23 protein-coding genes are annotated in these 20,171 nt (G+C 44.6%); 11 read left to right on the top strand and 12 right to left on the bottom strand.

Features of this window, described 5'->3' with window-relative positions; genetic code table 11:
* Positions 1–285: 285 nt before the first annotated feature.
* Together HYR79_05620 and HYR79_05625 are read right to left on the bottom strand one after the other, a co-directional pair.
* Complete coding sequence (locus tag HYR79_05620; protein MBI1821169.1) at positions 286–2,085, bottom strand: PAS domain S-box protein; 1,800 nt, start codon at positions 2,083–2,085, stop codon at positions 286–288.
* Positions 2,086–2,808, bottom strand: a complete 723-nt coding sequence (locus tag HYR79_05625) for a prepilin peptidase (protein ID MBI1821170.1) — start codon at positions 2,806–2,808, stop codon at positions 2,086–2,088.
* A 196-nt stretch (positions 2,809–3,004) separates the two neighbouring features.
* On the opposite strand from HYR79_05625, the gene HYR79_05630 reads away from it, so the two are divergent.
* The 8 genes from HYR79_05630 to HYR79_05665 all read left to right on the top strand — a co-directional run bounded on the left by HYR79_05630 (position 3,005) and on the right by HYR79_05665 (position 11,103).
* Entirely contained in the window at positions 3,005–3,451 is a 447-nt protein-coding gene (locus HYR79_05630; protein ID MBI1821171.1) for an archease, read from the top strand.
* A 119-nt stretch (positions 3,452–3,570) separates the two neighbouring features.
* The gene (locus HYR79_05635; GenBank protein ID MBI1821172.1) at positions 3,571–5,016 is read left to right on the top strand and encodes an RtcB family protein; all 1,446 of its coding nucleotides are present in this window, start codon (positions 3,571–3,573) and stop codon (positions 5,014–5,016) included.
* The gene (locus HYR79_05640; GenBank protein MBI1821173.1) at positions 5,013–6,047 is read left to right on the top strand and encodes an NAD(P)-dependent glycerol-3-phosphate dehydrogenase; all 1,035 of its coding nucleotides are present in this window, start codon (positions 5,013–5,015) and stop codon (positions 6,045–6,047) included. The genes HYR79_05635 and HYR79_05640 overlap by 4 nt, the downstream gene beginning before the upstream one ends.
* A complete protein-coding gene (locus HYR79_05645; protein ID MBI1821174.1) occupies positions 6,037–7,662 on the top strand; it encodes a Na/Pi cotransporter family protein in 1,626 nt (541 codons plus the stop codon). Before HYR79_05640 ends, HYR79_05645 begins: the two co-directional genes overlap by 11 nt.
* An 11-nt stretch (positions 7,663–7,673) precedes the next feature.
* The gene (gene larB, locus HYR79_05650) at positions 7,674–8,429 is read left to right on the top strand and encodes a nickel pincer cofactor biosynthesis protein LarB (protein MBI1821175.1); all 756 of its coding nucleotides are present in this window, start codon (positions 7,674–7,676) and stop codon (positions 8,427–8,429) included.
* Positions 8,430–8,522: 93 nt separating this feature from the next.
* A complete protein-coding gene (larC, locus tag HYR79_05655; GenBank protein MBI1821176.1) occupies positions 8,523–9,716 on the top strand; it encodes a nickel pincer cofactor biosynthesis protein LarC in 1,194 nt (397 codons plus the stop codon).
* A complete protein-coding gene (locus HYR79_05660; protein ID MBI1821177.1) occupies positions 9,713–10,705 on the top strand; it encodes a sodium:calcium antiporter in 993 nt (330 codons plus the stop codon). The genes larC and HYR79_05660 overlap by 4 nt, the downstream gene beginning before the upstream one ends.
* Before the next feature lie 35 nt (positions 10,706–10,740).
* The gene (locus HYR79_05665; GenBank protein ID MBI1821178.1) at positions 10,741–11,103 is read left to right on the top strand and encodes a sulfite exporter TauE/SafE family protein; all 363 of its coding nucleotides are present in this window, start codon (positions 10,741–10,743) and stop codon (positions 11,101–11,103) included.
* Between the two features lie 15 nt (positions 11,104–11,118).
* On the opposite strand, the gene HYR79_05670 is transcribed toward HYR79_05665, so the two are convergent.
* The 8 genes from HYR79_05670 to HYR79_05705 form a co-directional block, all read right to left on the bottom strand.
* On the bottom strand, positions 11,119–11,577 hold the full coding sequence (locus HYR79_05670) for an Rrf2 family transcriptional regulator (protein MBI1821179.1): 459 nt from the start codon (positions 11,575–11,577) through the stop codon (positions 11,119–11,121).
* Between the two features lie 24 nt (positions 11,578–11,601).
* Positions 11,602–12,216 (bottom strand): DsrE/DsrF/DrsH-like family protein, encoded by a 615-nt coding sequence (locus tag HYR79_05675; GenBank protein MBI1821180.1) that lies wholly within the window; start codon positions 12,214–12,216, stop codon positions 11,602–11,604.
* A 49-nt stretch (positions 12,217–12,265) separates the two neighbouring features.
* The gene (locus tag HYR79_05680) at positions 12,266–12,505 is read right to left on the bottom strand and encodes a sulfurtransferase TusA family protein (protein MBI1821181.1); all 240 of its coding nucleotides are present in this window, start codon (positions 12,503–12,505) and stop codon (positions 12,266–12,268) included.
* Between the two features lie 23 nt (positions 12,506–12,528).
* A complete protein-coding gene (locus HYR79_05685) occupies positions 12,529–12,774 on the bottom strand; it encodes a hypothetical protein (protein ID MBI1821182.1) in 246 nt (81 codons plus the stop codon).
* 94 nt (positions 12,775–12,868) lie between these two features.
* Positions 12,869–13,216, bottom strand: coding sequence for a DsrE family protein (locus HYR79_05690; GenBank protein MBI1821183.1), 348 nt, complete (start codon positions 13,214–13,216; stop codon positions 12,869–12,871).
* 11 nt (positions 13,217–13,227) lie between these two features.
* Complete coding sequence (locus HYR79_05695) at positions 13,228–13,563, bottom strand: DsrE family protein (GenBank protein ID MBI1821184.1); 336 nt, start codon at positions 13,561–13,563, stop codon at positions 13,228–13,230.
* A gap of 25 nt (positions 13,564–13,588) precedes the next feature.
* Positions 13,589–13,837 carry a sulfurtransferase TusA family protein gene (locus HYR79_05700; protein MBI1821185.1) on the bottom strand — a complete coding sequence of 83 codons (249 nt, stop codon included), beginning with the start codon at positions 13,835–13,837 and terminating at the stop codon, positions 13,589–13,591.
* Between the two features lie 49 nt (positions 13,838–13,886).
* Positions 13,887–14,231 (bottom strand): winged helix-turn-helix transcriptional regulator, encoded by a 345-nt coding sequence (locus HYR79_05705; protein MBI1821186.1) that lies wholly within the window; start codon positions 14,229–14,231, stop codon positions 13,887–13,889.
* A gap of 501 nt (positions 14,232–14,732) precedes the next feature.
* On the opposite strand from HYR79_05705, the gene HYR79_05710 reads away from it, so the two are divergent.
* The gene (locus tag HYR79_05710; GenBank protein MBI1821187.1) at positions 14,733–14,993 is read left to right on the top strand and encodes a hypothetical protein; all 261 of its coding nucleotides are present in this window, start codon (positions 14,733–14,735) and stop codon (positions 14,991–14,993) included.
* Positions 14,990–15,379: a type II toxin-antitoxin system VapC family toxin gene (locus HYR79_05715; protein MBI1821188.1), complete on the top strand. Its 390-nt coding sequence runs from the start codon at positions 14,990–14,992 to the stop codon at positions 15,377–15,379. Before HYR79_05710 ends, HYR79_05715 begins: the two co-directional genes overlap by 4 nt.
* Before the next feature lie 325 nt (positions 15,380–15,704).
* Here the strand turns inward: HYR79_05715 and HYR79_05720 are convergent, their stop codons facing one another.
* Both HYR79_05720 and HYR79_05725 read right to left on the bottom strand, forming a co-directional pair.
* Positions 15,705–16,703 (bottom strand): ribonuclease Z, encoded by a 999-nt coding sequence (locus HYR79_05720; protein MBI1821189.1) that lies wholly within the window; start codon positions 16,701–16,703, stop codon positions 15,705–15,707.
* 91 nt (positions 16,704–16,794) lie between these two features.
* A complete protein-coding gene (locus HYR79_05725; protein MBI1821190.1) occupies positions 16,795–17,460 on the bottom strand; it encodes a universal stress protein in 666 nt (221 codons plus the stop codon).
* 179 nt (positions 17,461–17,639) lie between these two features.
* Here HYR79_05725 and HYR79_05730 point away from each other — a divergent pair, with 179 nt between their 5' ends.
* The gene (locus tag HYR79_05730) at positions 17,640–20,036 is read left to right on the top strand and encodes a PBP1A family penicillin-binding protein (protein ID MBI1821191.1); all 2,397 of its coding nucleotides are present in this window, start codon (positions 17,640–17,642) and stop codon (positions 20,034–20,036) included.
* Positions 20,037–20,171: the final 135 nt, after the last annotated feature.

Consider the following 20,171-nt stretch of genomic DNA (forward strand, 5'->3'; position numbering starts at 1 on the left):
CCCGCCTCGCGAAGCGCGGCGAAATCAGCCGGATCAAGCGACCGGCGCTGCTGGCGAGCCGGCCGATCGGCCGCAAAGGTTTCGGCGATCGCCTTCACACGTTCAAGAACTTTCTTGGCATCCATCTCGCTTCTCCTAAAATAAAGTAAATACCTTAATCCAGCGATAAATTACGCTGGATTAAGGTCATAGAGTTCATTCCATCAATCAACATGGATTCATTACGGGCCAAGATTACCAAAGTCGTGAATAGGTAGCAACTGAAATGGACCGGATTCTCTCGCACTATTCTGATGATTTTGGAAGGTAAATTTTGAAGAGCGTCCCCTTGCCTTCTTCGCTTTCCACACGAATCCGGCCGCCATGGGATAATATAATTTTATGGACAATCGCCAGGCCTAATCCCGTCCCTTTGGCTTTCTGGGTAAAAAAGGGAACGAAAATCTTTTCGAGATGATCTTTTGAAATTCCTGTTCCTGTGTCTTTAATTTGAACAAGAACCATGGAATTTTTTTCTATCGGGTTGATTCCGGCTTTGATGGACAAAACGCCTCCTTCCGGCATGGCCTCAAACGCGTTTTGAATCAGATTGACAAACGCCTGACGGATCAGAATTTCGTCCGCAGAGACCGCAAGAGAAGGGTTCGCGATATCACAGGAGATCTTCGGCAAAACCCCTTTATATTGAGAAGAGAGTTGCGTAATCAACCTGGAGAAAAAAGGCTCCAATAAAACCTTTCCCTTGTTGACGGGGGTGTTTTTGCCAAACCCGAGCAATTCATGGATTAAATGGTCCATCGATTTAAGTTCAGTAATAATGGCTTCAATCATTTGGTGATCCGGCTGAGTTTTTTCAACTTTTTTTCCCAGGAGGCGCACATACCCGAAAATGGTCCCCATAAAATTCCTGAACTCATGGGCAATCCCGGCCGACATCTCTCCCAGAACCGTTAAACGCTTTTGTAACTCGACCTGTTCCTGCAGCGCTTTGATCTCAGTAATGTCCGTGAAAATAAAAGTGGTTCCTAAAAACTCCCCCAGAGGATTCGTTAAAAAGGACGCGCTGACCCCGATCCATATTTTTTCCTGACTCTTTCCTTTTATCATTTCAAACTCTGCTCGTTCGATCGTTTCATTTTCCCGGATCGTCTGGTTCAGAAGAGCCTGTATTTTGTTTTCCGTTCCAAATACTTCGGAGCACTTTTTCCCGATAGCCTCCTGGCGGGGAATTCCGAAAATCCTGGCCGCCGATTCATTATAACTGGTAATTCCCTGATTTTTATTAAAAGTAATGACGCCGCTGTTAATACTTCGCAGAATCGCTTCCTGGAAGGTCTCACTTTGAACGGCACGGTTTTCAGCCTGCTCTTTCAGTTTTTCAAGTTCATGTTCTTTGATTTTTAATTCCTGAAGGAGTCCCTGGAACGTATATAAAACCGGGTTTGTGTCCTGGACCGTTCCTTCAAAAAAACTTTCTTTCTTAAAGATTTCCCTGAGGTAACGGTATACCGTCAAACCCAGCGTAAAGAGTCCAACGGCGCCAAATAATTTAAGAAAGAATAAGTAAGTTTCTCCTTCAGGACTCCCTGCGACTTCACGTTCTTGAACAATCCTGATCCCGAGAGGCGTTAAACCGGCTGGAGAAAGAAGATCGCCGTACACCACGACCTCTTTTTGGTTTTCTTCGTTGGAAGAAAACACGGGTTCTCCTTTCCATAGTCCGGTTATGGGGAAAACCCCGATAGAATCAAGATGTTCTCCTGACTTTATCTTCCCGTTAGAATCTCTCACGACACTGGCATCCTTATTAAAAAGAGTAATCCGAAGTTTAGTTTTAGACCCAAGCGCATATAAATAATAAGGGTCTTCCTGCGCCTCCTTTAAATGGACTAGCAGGTCGGTTTTAATATCCGCCATCTCTTTTAAGAGAAGCTGTTTTTCCTGAAGATCGAACTGTTTTCGGGAAGAAAAAAGGAGAGATTGATCATATAAGAGGAGTAAAACGAAAAAAATGGTTAAGAAAAAAATAAAAATCTTGAAGGAGGAGGCAATGTTCAGCCGTGGAGCGGAACGAGGAGTTTCCACTTAAGTCCCGAGGTGAGTATACCAAAAAATGATTTTGTTACCCCAGACAATCGACACCATTGCGCCAAGGGCCAAAAAAGGACCAAAGGGAACGGGATATTTTCTGTTCTTGCCCATAAAGATCATTAAACCCACACCGAGGATTGATCCTGCAAACGCGCTGACAAAAATGGTTAATAAGACTGCTTTCCATCCAACAAAGGCGCCAATCATGGCAATCAGTTTAATATCTCCTCCCCCCATGCCTCCGCGGCTTAAAACAGCCACCAGGTAAAACAAAAGACCGCCGAGCAACAATCCAATGATTGAATTAACAAGACCAATGGACAAAAGAGTTGATGAAACCAGAAGGCCAATGACCATTCCGGGCAGCGTAATCACGTCGGGAACGATCTGATGGGAGAGATCGATAAAGGTAATCACCAGCAAGGATGAATAAAGTACGGAATAAGCAACCCATTCCCACCCAAGACCAAACTGATTGAGTAAAAAAAGGTAACCCAGTCCATTGGTAAGCTCAACCAGCGGATAACGAAACGAAATCGCTTTGCGGCAAGAACGGCATCGTCCTTTGAGAAAAATAAACCCAAATAGCGGAATATTGTCATACCAGGGGATGGGTTGGTGACAGGAAGGGCAATGGGAAGCGGGCAAAACGATTGACTCTTCCCGCGGAAGCCGGTAAATGGCCACATTTAAAAAGCTTCCTATGACCGCCCCCATTAAAAAAACAGTTAAATAAATCACGCTCTATTATCCTTCGTTATTTGGCTATCTCTATGAAATATAACAAAATATCTTGTATCCAGCAAGAAAGGTAAAGGAAGGATTCCAATGAATGGTCAAAAATGTTATATTATCTTCGCTATTTTTAAAAATAAACGTTACCTTCAGCCGCGTCTTACAACTATGAGTGAGTATGAACTCTGACCTATTTTCTCCATTTAAGATCATCGATACGACCGCGGATATCGGGTTGATCGCCTTCGGAACGTCCTTAATGGCGTTGTTTGAAAATGCCGGAAAAGGTCTCTTTTCCCTGATTGCAGACCTTAACCGGGTCGAACCTCGTTTTACTTATCCGGTCCATTCAAAAGCTTCCGGATTAAAGGTTCAGGACCCCGAAGGACTTTTAGTTGAATGGCTCAATGAATTGATTTATATTCATCAAACGCGCAATGTTCTTGGCAAGATTTGCCACCTGACCTCGATCGAGCTGGAGTTAAGAGGATATTTTTTAGGAGAACCGATCGATTGGTCTAAACATGAATTAAAATTCGACATTAAGGCAGCAACTTTTCACCGGCTTTATATCAAAAAAACCGCTTCTTCCCTTTACGAAGGACAGGTTATCTTTGATATTTAATAGAAGAGAAGCAGATGGCTCTGCCAGTGACGGATTGGGGAATGGTCGACATTAGACCGAGACGGACTTAGGAATGGTCGTAGTTAGACCGAGCTTAACGCGGGGCGAGGGGGCATTGGATGACTATTCAACTTAAAAAACTAGACCCCTATCGTTATGAAATTCCAATCGGCTCCGTTCCTGGAATGAATGTCCCTGGCTTAATTTTTTCAGACAGCGTTTTATTAAAGGATATTCAAAACGATCAATCGATTGAGCAGGTCGCCAATACGGCTTGTTTGCCGGGAATCGTTAAAGCGGCCCTTGCGATGCCGGATATCCATTGCGGTTACGGCTTCCCCATCGGCGGGGTCGTTGCTACCGACGCAAATCATGGAGCGATTTCTCCGGGAGGGGTTGGATTCGATATCAACTGCGGCGTAAGGCTCGTTAAAACAGCTTTATCCAAACAAGCGGTCGACGCCAAAATGGAGTCTCTGATCGGGATGTTGTCCAGGGACATCCCAACCGGGACGGGCTCCTTTGGAGACGTTTCCCTGACCGAATCGGATTATGAAAAAATCTTCAGGACCGGCGCCGGGTGGAGTATTCAACAAGGGTTTGGACGACCGGAAGATTTGGACACTATCGAATCCAACGGCTGTTTGGAGGGAGTGAACCCGGAAAAGGTTAGCCCCAGAGCCCGGGAACGGGGAAAAAAGCAGTTAGGAACATTGGGATCCGGAAACCATTTTATTGAAGTCCAGTATGTAGAAACCCTCTATTCTAAACAAATTGCCTCCGTCTTTGGTCTTGTGGAAAAACAGGTCGTGGTCATGATTCACTCCGGATCACGGGGACTCGGACATCAGGTCTGCACAGATTTTTTAAAAATGATCGGCCAGGCGTCGAAACAGTACGGTTATCGTCTCCCTGACCGGCAGTTGGCCTGTGTTCCTGTGACCTCTGACGAAGGAAAAGATTATCTTTCCGCAATGAACTGTGCCGCCAATTATGCCTGGGCCAACCGGCAATGCTTAATGGGACGGGTGGAATCGGCCATGGTCAAGGCGTTAGACCTGTCACCTGAAACACTTGGGGCTTCGCTCCTTTACGATATCGCCCACAATATTGTTAAACTGGAGACCCATCAAATCGATGGAAAACCGAGAAAAGTGGCGGTCCACCGAAAAGGCGCGACGCGGGCCTTCCCGGCGGGTCATCCTGAAGTCCCGGCAGTTTACCAATCGACAGGACATCCTGTCATTGTCCCCGGAGATATGGGACGTTATTCTTATGTCCTCGTGGGGAATCCATCCATTATGGAAGAGACCTTTGGGAGTTCCTGCCACGGCGCTGGAAGAATCTTATCCCGTTCAGCGGCTCTGCGGGCGACAGAAGGACGGTCCATTATCTCCGAGTTAAAAGAAATCGGAGTCACCGTTAAAGGAGCCACCAAAAGCGGAATTCGGGAGGAAGCCCCGGAAGCGTATAAAGATGTCGCAAGGGTCGTGGAAGTCATGGAAAAGGCGGGTCTGGTCACAAAAGTCGCCCGTTTAAGACCGATGGGAGCCATTAAAGGATGAGTCCTCCAAAACCCGTTAAAACGATCGCTGTCATCGGCGCCGGAAGTTGGGGAACGGCTCTTGCCGCTATTTTAAGTGAAAAGAAGATCAAAACCAGATTATGGGCCTATGAAAAAGAGGTCCTTGATTCCATCCAAAAATTTAAAGAAAATAAAATATATTTACCGGGGGTCCCGCTCTCACCCGATCTGCGGGTGACCTGCTCTATTTTGGAGGCCGTCGACGGCTCGGACCTGATCCTTTTTGTCGTTCCATCCCATGCGGCAAGACCCGTCTTAAAAAAAATTTCCCTTCACTTAAAAAAAGAGATCCCGATCATTAGCGCTACCAAGGGGATTGAAAACGAAACCTTGTTGCTCCCCACCCAGATGATGCAGGAAATTTTTCCCAAAAGGTTCCACCGGCATCTCGGGGTCCTGTCCGGACCAACCTTTGCCAAAGAAATTCTGTTAAAACAGCCGACGGCGGCGGTCCTGGCCATGAAAAATTTTGACCTGGCGGCTTCTTTGCAAAAAAAGCTCACCACGTCTTCTTTTATCATTTACCTCTCAAGGGATGTCATGGGAGCCCAACTTGGGGGAGCCTTAAAAAATGTGATCGCCATCGCCACCGGATGTTCAGACGGTCTGGGCTTTGGAGATAATTCCCGCGCCGCCCTCATTACAAGAGGGCTTTCTGAAATCATCCGGTTAGGAACAGCCATGGGCGCCAAAAAGGAAACTTTTTCCGGCCTTTCCGGAATTGGGGATCTCATCTTGACGGCCACGAGCAGGCAAAGCCGGAATTATTCGCTGGGATATCAAATCGGCAAAGGGATCCCTGTCGCCAGGATTTTAAGCGAAACCAAATCTGTTGCCGAAGGGGTTAAAACCACCCTTTCTGCCTATCATTTATCCAAACGTTACCGGGTGGCCACACCCATTATCGAACAATTGTATTATATCCTTTACAAAAATAAGGACCCAAAAAAAGCTGTCGCCGAACTCATTTACCGCGCCGCCCACTCTAAAGGAAAAAAGTTTGAGTTTTGACATGATCATCAGCCTGATCGGCGGCGTCGGCCTTCTTCTTTTCGGGTTAAGGACCTTATCGGATAATCTGGATAATCTTGCAGGCGCGAGATTCCGGTCTTTTCTTGGCCGGGTAACGAAAAACCGCCTTTTCGGCATAGGCACCGGAGCCCTGATCGCCTCCCTTCTTCAAAGCAGCAGCGCGGCGACACTCCTTTTAATCGGCCTGGCCCGCGCCGGGATCGTCAACCTTAATCAGTCGATTTATCTTATTCTCGGTTCCGATATCGGAACAACCCTCACCGTTCAATTGATTGCTTTTAAAATATTTAATTTTGCCCTTTTATTTATCGGCGTTGGCTTCTTTATCTTTTTTCTCTCAAAAAAAGAAAAAATCAGGTTCATGGGTTTATCCCTTTTTGGCCTGGGGCTTATTTTTCTAGGGCTGAAAATCATGATCACCGGAATGGGCACCCTTAAGGATCAGGGCTGGGTTCAACCCCTCCTGAACCGTGTCGGTGACTTTGCGCTCCTCGGAATTCTGCTGGGAGCCATCTTTTCTTCCCTTCTCAACAGCAGTACAGCGGCGGTTGGAATATTTCTTGCGGCGTCAACGCAAAATATGCTTCCCCTTAACGCCGCCATTCCCCTTATACTCGGAGCCAATATTGGAACCTGCTCCACGGTTTTAATTTCAAGCATCGGGGGATCCATCGAAGCCCGACGGATCGCCATGTGCCATTTTATAATTAAAGTCACCGGCGTCCTGCTTTTTATCCCGTTTCTCCATCCTTTTCAAAATTTGGTCAACTTCTCCTCCCTCGATCCGGGGAGACAAATTGCCAATGCCCATACTTTTTTCAACTTGATCCTCGCCGTTATTTTCTTTCCATTTGCCCGCACCTTTTCGGCCCTGGTCGTGAAGCTTATTCCGGCCAGAGCAGAGGTTGAAACGTTTCCAAAAACCAGGTATCTGGACCGGGAACTCCAGCAAACGCCTGGGGTCGCTTTAAGCCAGGCCACAAAAGAAGCCCTGCGGATGGCAGAATTTGTCAGGGAAATGTTTCATAATACCATCACCGTTTTTGTCAAAGATGACCTGGAATTGGCTGAGGCCGTTGAAAAAAGAGACGACTGGGTCGATACCCTGGACCGGGAAATTAAACTCTATCTGACCCAGCTCAGCCAAAAAATGTTGTCGAGGGAAGAGTCCATCCGGGAAGTGGCCCTCCTCTCGATGATTAACGACCTGGAAAATATTGGAGATATTATCGATAAAAATCTGCTGGAGCTGGCAAAGAAAAAGATTTTGAAAGGCCTTCAATTCTCAGCGCAGGGGCTGTCCGAAATCGTTGAGTTGCATCAAATGGTCGGAAAGAATTATGATCAGATGATTTTGGCGGTGGAAAGCCAGGATCAAAAAGCCGCTCAAAAGGTGCTTCAGGAAAAAACCGTCATTAATCAAAAGGAAAGGGCCCTTTATCAGGCCCATATTCAACGACTGCATGCAGGTTATGCGGAATCCATTGAAACCAGCGCCATCCATCTGGATGTCCTGACCAATTTAAAAAGGATTAATTCTCATATTACGGGTATCATTTATCCTTTGTTGGAACTGCCAGACAACAACAAATAAGGTAGGGTTTTATGACTCCCAATCGGTTAAAAAAACTGCTTTCCCAGGTTAAAAATGGCGCTTTGCCTGTTGAGGAGGCCTATGGCCGCTTAAAAGGATTTTCACAGGAGGAGCTGGGATTCGCTACGCTGGACCATCATCGGCATATCCGGCAGGGTTTTCCAGAGGTCATTTTTTGTCTGGGAAAAACTGACCGGCAGATCCTCACCTTGCTGACGCATTCGGTCAAACGCCATCCCCGGATTTTAGCCACCCGGGTAAAACCGGAAACCTTTCAATTGATCTCCACGGAGTTTCCTTCTGCCAGATACAATGAACTGGGGAAAACCGTCGTGATTTCCCGGGCCGACAAAAAAAAATTAAAATCAAAAGGGGCAATCCTTATTATCACGGCGGGAACTTCCGATATTTATATAGGAGAAGAAGCCAGGGAAACTGCGACCATTCTTGGAAGCCGCGTTGAAACGCTGTACGATGTTGGCGTTGCCGGTATTCACCGTATCCTGGACAAGAAGAGCCTCATGGATCAAGCCAGGGTCTTAATTGTGATTGCCGGGATGGATGGCGTTCTCCCGAGCGTCATTGGCGGGCTCAGCGACAAACCGCTCATCGCAGTTCCGTCGAGCCAGGGATATGGAGCCTCTTTAAACGGGCTCGCCCCTCTGTTGACCATGCTGAACGCCTGTGCCGCCGGAATCGGCGTCATGAATATTGATAATGGGTTTGGGGCAGCCGTTTTGGCCCATCGGATCAATACTTTGACATAGGGAAGGCAGTCTTTGTCCGTTTTGGACCGCGAGAAGGGAACACCAGACATTTTCGCTGGCGCACCCGTTTTAGTGATTGGATACGAAGATCATATGAAAAAAATTGCTTATTTTGACTGCTTTTCAGGAATCAGCGGAGACATGATTCTGGGCGCAATGGTCGATGCCGGTCTCCCCCTTTCATTTCTAAATCAAACGGTTCTTTCTCTTATTCCGGGTGGCGTTAAACTCCGCGCCCGAAAAGTAAAAAGAGGACATTTACAGGGAACCAAGGTCGACGTGATCCTTTCCCCTTCACCCTCGCTTCGGTTAAAAAATTTAACCTCTATCCTGGGTTTTATCGGGAAAGGGCGTTTATCTCCCTCGCTTAAAACAAAAAGTCAGGCGATTTTTCAACGGCTTGCCGGGGGGGAAGGAAAGTCGCATGGTCTGAATCCAGAATCCGTTTCATTTGAAGAACTGGGCGGAATCGACACCATCGTCGATGTTGTCGGCGCCGTAGCCGGGTTTGAATGGCTAAAAATAGATGAGGTCCATTCCTCCGCTATCAATGTTGGGGAAGGGTTCGTTCAAATCCATCACGGAAAATTTCCGGTTCCAGGACCCGTCACGGTTCACCTTTTAAAAAATATCCCCATCTATTCAAACGGCATTAAAAAAGAATTAACCACCCCTACTGGCGCGGCAATCCTCTCAACATTAGCTTCATCTTTTGGGTCAATCCCTCTTTTGAAGCTTCAAAAAACGGGACTGGGGGCCGGAGACTTTATGATCGAAGAGACACCCAACCTCCTCCGGTTACTGATTGGAGAACAGGAGGACCAATTCATTCACGACCAAATCTATCAAATTGAAACCCATATCGACGACTTAAATCCTCAAATCTATGAAACCCTGATTGAACATTTGCTTCACGACGGAGCGCTTGACGTCACACTCACCCCGATCATCATGAAAAAGGGACGTCCGGCAATCCTCTTAACCGTTTTGGCTCCTCTTGAGCCGTTGACAAAAATCACTGAAAGGGTTTTCAAAGAAACCACCTCTCTGGGCTTTCGGATCCAAAAAATAAACCGGCTGATGGTTAAAAGAAAAGAAGAAAGGTTCAAAACCTCACGGGGCTGGGTCAGGGTAAAAAAATCTTTCCTGGGAAAAGGGCTGCGGGCGGTTCCGGAATACGAAGATTGCAAGCTCATCGCAGAAAAACAGAAAGAACCGCTTAAGGACGTATTAAAACAAGTCGAAGCAGAAATTAATCAAAAAATAATAAAAAAAAGGTGGAAATGACCTATTCGTTGGTTACAGCGCTCATGGCCCTGGCCGTTACCCTTCTTGGAAGTTCGGTATTTACAAACGGAATCGAATGGATCGGAAAGAAGTTAAAGCTGTCAGACGGTGCGGTAGGATCGGTTCTGGCCGGGGTAGGAACCGCGCTCCCGGAAACCCTTATTCCTCTTATCGCCATTTTGTTTGGACACGGCTTGGCAGAAAAGGAGATCGGCATCGGGGCGATTTTAGGGGCCCCTTTCATGCTTTCCACCCTCACCCTTCCGTTAGTTGGCTTTGGCGTTTATTTTTTCGCCAGAACAGGGAAAAGGACCCGGCAATTCCATTTAAATTTCAAAGAAATTGAGATTGATTTAAAATACTTTCTGATTTCGTTTTCATTAGCCGTTGCGGCTTCTGCGATTGAAAACAGGCTGACCCACACGATCATTGGACTTTTTTTATTTGGGCTTTATGCAAATTATTTACGGGACATTTTTAAACGACCTTCTTCAGACCACCTGGACCTGGAACCGCTTTACTTTCAAAAATTTATTCGTCATCCCGGAGTAAGGACGATTGTCGTTCAAACTTTATTCGGGCTTGGTTTAATTGTGGGAGGCGCTGTCTATTTTATTGAGGGAATAGCAGGAATCGCCGATTTCTTTCATGTTTCTCCGTTTATTTTATCTTTGCTCATAACGCCCATCGCCACCGAACTCCCTGAAAAATTCAACAGCCTCATCTGGATTTCAAAAAAGAAAGACCATCTGGCCGTGTCAAATATCACAGGCGCCATGGTGTTCCAAAGCACGTTCCCCGTCTCCATCGGACTCTTTGGAACAGCGTGGGCTTTTGACCGCAACGGAATGACCAATATCATCTTAACATTTGTTACCGCCCTTTTTTTCTTCAGCCTTCTTTTATTTAAGAAAAAATGGGAACCTTACCACCTGATGCTGGGGACAATTAGCTATATCGCCTATGTGCTAATTCTTATTTTTTATTAAAACTCGAACCATTTCTGTGAAAGGATGGATTTAGTATGTTGAACGTCACGCTATTCTTGTTCTTGGGTTTAGTGTCTGGATTTTTAAGCGGGCTTATTGGACTTGGCGGGGGAGTCATTATTGTCCCTTCCCTGATCGTATTATTCGGAATGTCCCAGCATCAGGCACAAGGAACGACATTAGCCTTAATGGTTCCTCCCATCGGTTTGCTTGCGGCATGGACCTACTATCAGCAGGGTTACGTGGACTTGAAAATCGCGGCCTTTATTTGTACTGGCTTTTTCTTTGGAGGGTTTCTCGGCGCCAAGCTGGCAATTGGATTATCGAACGAAATTTTGCAAAAGGTGTTCGGCATCGCCTTGCTTCTCATTTCACTCAAAATGATATTCACTAAATAAAATAACCTTCCTTATTTAAATATGAAACATCATGTTTGTTTTTTGTTCCACTGCACGATACCTTTCGCTTAACTCTTGAAGGGTAAGGCGGTCAAGGACGGAAAGAATCGCAGAACGGACCTCTTTCCAAACCCCCTTTAAAACACAGTGAGGGGGTTCGACCGGCTGTAAACACTGCTGATCGTCCCCTTCTGTTATGCAAATCATCGGAGAAAGTGTCCCTTCGATGCTCTGGACGATCTGTCCCAGCGTAATCTCTTTCGGGGAACGGGCCAAAATATACCCCCCCTGTGCCCCCCGGATACTTTCGACAAACCCGCTATTTTTTAAAACACTCATCACCTGTTCTAAAAAACGGAGCGGAATATGGTGCCTTTTGGAAATGGCCCTTACCTGTAAAGGGCCCCGTCCTTCGTTGAGGGCGAGTTCCAGTAACGCCCAAATCCCGTATTCTGCCTTGGCAGAGAATCTCATAAGGGGGGCCTCTTTTCGTTGAACTTACACAAATAAAGGGATGTCCGCTTCAGCCGCATAATCTAAAAAGGTGGCAGCGCCGCCGATTTCAACGCCATCGATTAGATCGGATTTTTTAACCCCCATGACATCCATGGTCATCTGGCACCCGATGAGTCGGACACCGCTCTCTTTACACACCTCAAGAAGCTCCGGAATAGACACGACATGAGCTTTGTTCATCCAGCTTTTCATCATCATCGTCGCCATTGCGGTCATCCCGGGAAGCACACCGATAAAATTAGGAACCGGCACAGGCATTGCCGGATTAGCCAAAGAGGGAACTTTTAGATGTTTGAATTTATTTTTGTTAATAATATCAAGGCCATAGAAGGTGAAAAAGATGGCAACCTCCATATCCAGAGCCACTGAAGTAGAGGCCAGAATCAATGGGGGATACGCCATATCCATCGACCCTTTAGAGGCAACAATGGCAACTCGTTTTGGCCGGGTTTCCCGGTCTTTAACTTTTGCTTCCAGGGTAGATAACCGTTCCCCGATTAACTTCTTGACCTTTGTTTCAACCCAATCGTTTAGTTTGGAATCGATTGCTTCCTTTATTTTTTCGTCGACCAATTCCTGAACTTCTTTACTGATCATTGACATTTTACACTCCCAAAGCCTCTAGTCAGGTTTTTCTTTGTTTAAATTATTTAACCTTTTTGATGAAAAAAATAAAGAATCCATTGTCCTGTTTTTGGTCAACCAGTTCGTGGCCGGTCCGGTGACTCCAGGCTTTCATATCATTTACAGACCCCGGATCTGTCGCGACCATTTCAAGAATTTGCCCGACCTGCATTCCATCTATCGCTTTTTTGGTTTTTATGACGGGCAAAGGACAGCTTAACCCTTTGCAATCCAATTTGATATCGGCTTGAACTGACATCATCTATACCCCCTCAAGTTTTTTCTTTACCAGACAATAGTCCGATCGTAATCGGCCACCATTCTGGCGATTTCGTCAAATGATACTTTTTGATACCGGCTTTCGATCTGCCGTGCGTTGATATCTTCCTCACAGGCAAATATTTTAATCCAATCCGCAGGAAATTCCTCATAAACCGCGTCTTGCATTAATAAAAACGAACTTTCCTTATCTTCCCCGGCTTTAATAAGGTCGAGCGCAAAATGATCTTTCATGTTTCTAATAATATGCAATGTCTTCATCCTATTTATTTTCAGGGGCCTTCGAAAAATTCACTCTCAATGCCCCCGAACCCCGCGTTACGCACTGGCAAAGCCAGTTGCTTCACTAATAAGAAATAACAACTTCGGCGGTTTTAATCATTTGAACGAGTTCTTTTTTCGTTTTTCCCCTGATCCCTTCTCTTATTTTCGGGTGAAAAACGGCCGGTAGTCTTTCTGTATCGACATAAGCCCCAATTCCGCAAATCTCCAAAGATTGAATAAATTGATCAGGATCAGGCCTTTCAATTTTTCGGGAGGAGGCCGGTATCGCATTCCAAACCCCCTCTTCCATTAAAAGGATATCGACATGGTTCCCCTCGAGGGTTAATCCCACGCCCATCCGAAAGGCTTCTACGCTCTTTAACGTATTAAATGGACTTGTTCTGACAATAACGGCTACGTTTTTTCCCATGATCAACCCCATTACCCAAACGAAAGGAACCGGTCACATTTCTTCACGATCTCAGAAAGTTCATGCTGGCTCGAGTAACCCGTTCCCGGAAGCAAATCCTCTTTTTGCAATCCACGAGATTCAGCCGACATTGCACACAGTGAAATATTGACCTTTTTTTGCCTTAAATCTTCGAAATTAGCAAACAATTTTCGCTTGGAAGAATTCATGATTACATTAAAAACGCCATCGTCCATCAAAAAAATATCGAGCGTATGATTCAACCTGATAAAAGAATTGGCCAATTGATAAACAGTAAAGGTATTTTGATGTTCGGGGCTGGTCGTCAATAAAATTCCTATATGCATTGCCTGATCCGTTGATAAGGGGTCGTTAGGCCTTTTTAACCAGGACTTCCCAGACCTCATGCTGAATTTCCACAACTTTTAAAACCGTGTGGCCATCATGTTCTAAACTCCTCGGGACGTTAACCGCGGAGGGCGCGTAGTCGAGCTTAACTTTTAACACTTCCCCGGAGTTCATTTTTTCAAGCATCAGTTTAGATTTTACAAAGGTAATCGGACAAATATCCCCGCTCAAATCAAGTTCTTTGTCAGTTTTTCCGGTCATCGTTTTTTCCATAAATTTGTTTTCCATATCATCAAGGTCAGTCAATATTCTTTCCGGCGGATTAAGAAGACGAATTCGCCATCGTATCTGCTAATAAACTTGTCTTTTGAAGTTTTTCGGCTAAAACCTCTCTCAATAAATCAAGCGCTTCTATCACTTTCAGGTTTGCCAGAGAGTAAAAAATAACCGCCCCTTCTCTCTGGGTTTTAACCATTTCACGCTCTCTCAACACCATCAAGTGCTGGGAAAGGTTTGCCTGTTTTAAATTTAAATCGACCGCCAATTGGCCCACCGACTTTCGACCCTCTTTTAATTCGTAGAGGATCAAGATTCGTTTAGGATCGGATAACGCCTGGCAAATATCCGCATGAAGTTGGTAAATCTCTTCTTTAAAGTCTTTTTTCATAAACCCTATCATCCCCATAGGAATAAGTTGTTTTGATTATAACATAATGCGAATATAAATCAAACATATTTTATCAATATATAATTTTTTCTCTTTCGAGTAAAGTATATCGTTTGCGGATTTGTAGATCCTCAAAAAAGATGGGTTTTTAGACAATGTATTTTAGCACTGAATTAGATCAAAGAAAACACAGAGAATTTAAAAATACCCAGCAGAAGCTTCTCACTGTTAATAAAGCAGTTGGCAATACCAGATGGTTTTGGGTTCTTGTAATAATAGCAAGCCTTTTATTAGGAACATTTACGCCGATAAAACGATCGGATATAAATTCTCTATTACGAGTTTAACTTCCAGAAATCAACAATTAAATCTCCTTTAAAAACCTGTATATTCCAAACTGTAATTTCTGCCCTTTCTCTTTATTAAAATGCGCTTTCAATTTGAATTTATAGGAATTATCCTATATAATTATATATGTATTATTTTGAAAAGGAGAAAGTTATGGCTACAACCACGAAGCAGGCGAATTTTCTTTTGCCGGAAGATTTGCTCGATGAATTAAAGAAAGCGGTCCCAGGGCGTCAACAGAGCAAGGTGGTGGCCGAAGCCCTTAGAAAGGAGCTTAAGCACCTTAAACTGAAAAAGTCCATTCAGGACTCTTTTGGAGCTTGGAAAGAAAAGGATCATCCCGAATTAAACGAAGGGACAGAAGATTTCGTCCGGAAACTAAGAAAATCAACCCGGCTGACCCGCATCCGATGAAAAACATTGTTCTGGATACCGATATCCTCATCAACTTCTTAAGAGGCCGTGAAAAAGCTAGAACTTTTCTCTCTTCGTTAATTGATGAAGCGACCCTTCATTGTTCTGTGATTACCATTGCGGAGATATTTGCGGGGATGAGAGAGCAGGAAAGAAAGAAAACCGAAGAACTCCTGGACAGTTTGAATATTATAGAAATTACGAAAGAGATCGCTGAAAAGGCGGGGAGTTATAAAAACAGGATTAAAAGTCAGAACCTCGAACTGGATGATTGCCTGATTGCCGCCTCGGCACAGTCAATAGATGCCATTCTTGCCACAGGAAATACCAAACATTATCCAATGACCGATATCAAAAAGATGGCCGTCTCAGACCACAACGATTAAACCAAACAGATTGTGGATTATTTTGATAATCCTTAAATTTACCTTCTCTCAAATCCGTTTCTTTGTAGGTGCACTCTTCAAATCAAATTATTCGAAATTATTATTTTGTTAAGCTTTAAAAACCTGCGCTCACTCTGATTTCCGCTTCGAACCTTCTTTCCTTATTATTATCACACTCATCCGGATTTTCACATCCGGGTATTAAAATAAAAGGGTTTTGGCTTCGCCACAAAATTCACTGAAAATAAAGGGGAAAATACACTTTTCATGAGATATCCTCATGTTGTCGTGTTGAACAGACTTTTTACGAAACCCTATTAGTCCTTCAACTTTTTGCCTTAAAAGCGGTATAGGCTTCTTCATAGAGTTCTTTTTCGGCGCCGGCATAACGGGGCGAAAAATGAAAGACATTAAAGGTATCGACCTGGGCTTTTCGCGCAAGCGTTCCTGCCTGCCAGGCCGTTAAATGGTACCGATTCTCGGCCTGATGCACATCCTGTTGAAGAAAGGGGGATTCACAAAAAAATGTGGTAGATCCTTTTGCGAGATCTACGATTTTTTCTTCATTTTCTTTCGAGTAAAGGGTATCCACCACATAGGAAATTTTCTGGCCTTTGGTAATCGTATATAACCCGGACAGGTCTTTAAGATGAAAGATTTTTTTGACCTCTACGTTGTTTTCCCGCACAGGAATCTCAAACAGGGTCTCTCCGCTTTGATTCTGCCAAATAGCATCCTTTAATTTTCTAAGCCACTCTCCCGGCGCAAGTCCCATCTTTTCCAGCACGTCTTTATTAACATTAATATGAAACCGTTCATTTAAACTAAAGGCGAGAGAAGGAATTTTATGATCCAACGCTTTGGTAAAAACCGAAAACATCGGTTCTTTAAGAAGCTCTTCGGTGAAGGGAAGCGTTTGGAGAGGGTCCGGCTCAAAGCCGTTTGAGGCCTTTAAGGACGTCAAAACTCTGCAATGGGTATGGAGTTCGGTTACTTCCAGATTGAGCTGATACTCTCCTGTCAGATTCCAGGTATATCCTGAAAGCTTTCCCTGAATGTTTTTAATAAGCCCCGGTGGACCGTAAAACCGAATGGTTCTCGGGTGGCTTAAAATAATTCTTAAAAACCGGTCAAAACCAATAAAATGGTCCATATGGGTATGGGAGATGAAAACATCCGAAACCTTTAATACGGAAGAGGGCGAGAGTTGGGCATTATTCCCCAGGTCAAATAATATGGCGCGGTGCTCCCATTTGATATCGATATATAATCCGGGGTCCCCAAAAGGACCATTGACGAGTCTAGGATATAAAAGAGGAGCCATTCTTCACGGTTTTCCTTAAAAAAATATTTTGGGACATTGTAACAGGGTTACCATGTCAAATCCAGTTTGGTTTATTTTGGATAGTGACCCTTTATCTTTTCCCCGTATCTGTTTTCCCCTCTTTTTCAACTCTCCTTTTTTGTTCAAAAGCCTCTGCTTGAACACGGAATTTACACCCGTTACAAATGATTTCCTCCGAGGGTTGGCCGCAAAGATGGCAAAAGCTCTCAGGATGTCCTTTTAGGATTTCAATCTCCGCCGGATTTATTTTTTTTTCTAAATCACTTTCTTTAATTAAAGGACTGGTTAGGATTTTTTTCGGAGATTTGATCGTTAAAACGGGAGGCTCCGCCTGTTGGATCACTCGTTCGGCTGTACTTCCCAATAACAGAAGGGGTATTCCCTTTCTTCCGTGAGTTCCCATGACGATCAAATCTATTTCATACTTTTTTGCAGCCTTAATAATTTCAAGGGAGGGGACCCCGGCGATACAGAGTCCCTCTGCGTCGATTCCATCCGTTTTGAAAATTTCAACTTCTTTATCGATCATTTCCAGGAATTTCTTTTTCAATTCATAAGGGTCATAAAGAGGGGATACCTCCCATTCCTCGAAATAGTCAATCGATTCCTGAACATGCAAGAGAAAGAGCTTTGATCGAAAAACTTTTGCTAACCCTAAAGCATAATTTTTTGCCGCTTCTGAATAAGCGGAAAAGTCGGTTGGAACCAATATTTTTTTTATTTTAACGTCATGCATATTCTAACTCCCTCCACGAGCAGGCCTGCGATCATTCCCTTATTAGAAGAAATTATAACCTTTTCTTGAAAAAATGCGATTGATTTTACCCCAGATATAGATAGAACATTGCGGAAAAAACAGATTCAGTTCAAGAGGTTTGACATCCCTATCGAGGTATAATACACTTTGCGTGACTTATGCCATACAATGGACAACATAATAAGGACAAACTCACCCCCTCTTTAAACCAAATTCCTCTGAAAAATCGATGGGATAAGAAAAAAATTGCCCTGGCAATCCTGATTTTTTGCGCAATTTTCATTCTTTCCGGAGTCGGTTTTATTTGGGACATCGTCAGGGACCTTCCCTCAATTGAAGGGCTAAAAACCTACGAACCAAGCACTTCAACCCGGGTTTACGGAGAAAACAAGGCTCTTATCGGACAGTTCGCGACCGAACGCCGGATCCTGGTCCCCCTGGTTAAAATTCCCAAGTACCTTTTTCAAGCCATTATCGCGGTGGAAGACAGCCGGTTTTTGGAACATGGTGGATTTGATTACTGGAGGACCCTAAAAGCCGTTTTAAATGATATTAAAAGCCTCCGATTAAAAGAAGGGGGAAGCACCATCACTCAACAACTGGCCCGCTCCCTTTTTCTCTCTCCCGAAAAACACCTTAAAAGAAAAATCAAGGAACTCATATTAGCGACAAAAATCGAATCTGTTTTATCAAAGGACGAAATTCTTGAACTGTATCTCAACCAGATTTATCTGGGACACGGTTCTTATGGTGTTCAGGCTGCCTCAAAACTTTATTTCGGGAAGGATGTCAGTGATTTAACTCTGGCGGAGTCCGCTTTTTTGGCCGGTCTTCCCAAGGCTCCGTCTGAATATTCTCCTTTTGTCAATCCCGAGAAAGCGAAACAAAGACAGGGGGTCGTTCTCCGAAGAATGGTCTCGGCCGGTTTTATTTCTGAAGCTCAATATCAGGAAGCCTTCAAACAAAACCTCGTCTTTCAGAAACTTCAAAAAGAGGATGAGGTTTCCCCTTATTTTATGGAGCATATCCGCCAACACCTTATTTCTAAATACGGAGAAGAAGCCGTTTATAGAGGGGGATTAATCGTTAACACCTCTTTAAATCTCGAAATGCAGACGTTTGCAACGGAAGCCATTAAGTCTGGCCTCCGTGCCATTGACAAACGGCAGGGATACAGAGGTGCGGCCGGACATACCGATGTCGTTGAAAACGTTAAGCCAAGAAATGCTTTCTTTCTCCAGGTTAACCCTTTTGGAAAGGATGAAATTTTTGATGGGGTTGTTATTGATGTGACCGAGTCGTTTGCCAGGGTGCAGGCTAAGGGGATCATCGGAAAGATCAAACTGGAAGATATGGCATGGGCTAAAAAACGACTCAACGGAAAAGATCTAAAAAATGATGTCCAATACCTCGAAAAAGCAACGGCGAAACAAATTTTAAACAAAGGGGATATGATTAAGCTTGGATTAAAAAAATTCGACCCCGGCGCCAGGGAATATTCCTTTACCCTGGAACAGAATCCTTTAGTCGAAGGAGCTCTGGTCGCCCTGGACCCGGCAACCGGGGGAATTAAAGCAATGGTCGGGGGTTATGATTTTAAAAGAAGTGAGTTTAACCGGGCCCTTTTGGCAAAACGGCAGCCTGGATCGGCGTTTAAACCCATCATTTATGCTACGGCCCTTGAAAAAGGGAAGAGTCCGTCCGATATTATCATTGATTCACCCGTCATTTATAAAGATGCCGAACTGGATAAAATCTGGAAACCTGAAAACTATGAAGGAAAATTCTATGGCCCCATTTCCTTGAGAGAAGCGTTGGCCCACTCCCGGAATCTCGCAACCATTAAACTTCTCGAAGAAGTTGGAATCAGCCCGGTCATCGAGTTTGGACAACGGGTCGGAATAAGCTCTCCCTTTCAGCATGATTTGTCCCTGGCACTAGGGACCTCCAGCCTGGGGTTATTGGAATTGAGCTCCGCTTATTCTGTTTTTGCCAACCAGGGAACCCTTAACGAACCTTATTCCATAGAGTCGGTTACCGATCAGCATGGCAAAGTCCTCGAAACGCATGAGAACCATCCCAGAGAAGTGGTTTCAAAAGAGGTCTCCTACATGATCACCAACATGCTGGAGGATGTCATCCAAAAGGGAACCGCTGTCCGGGCCAGAGAGCTGGGAAGGCATATTGCCGGAAAAACCGGAACCACGAACGATTTCGGCGACGCCTGGTTTATAGGGTATACGCCCAAACTCGTTACCGGGGTTTGGGTAGGATTTGATGACCGGCGTTCACTTGGCGACCGGGAAGCCGCAGCCTCAGTCGCTCTTCCTGTTTGGATATCGTTTATGAAACAAGCATTTAACTTAATTCCAGACGTTCCATTTTCGATCCCGGAAAATATTGTTTATGCAAAAATAGATTCAGGAACAGGTTTGTTGAGCGATGAAAATTCTGAAAATACAACCACAGAACCGTTTATTAAAGGTTTTCAACCTACCACCCCCTCAAAAAAAAGGTCCTCCTCTTATACCGAATTCTACAACATCGATAACTAGTAGTTAGTTTCATTAAAATATAGACCATTACTTTCGGACCTGCTATCATAGGGAGGCTTGTGACCACCACCCCTTTGAAGGAGGTTCGAATGCCCTGGAGCACACAGAAATCGCCCTTGACGTTGAATGCCGAAC

The sequence above is a fragment of the Nitrospirota bacterium genome (genome assembly GCA_016178585.1).
GTDB lineage: Bacteria > Nitrospirota > Nitrospiria > JACQBW01 > JACQBW01 > JACOTA01.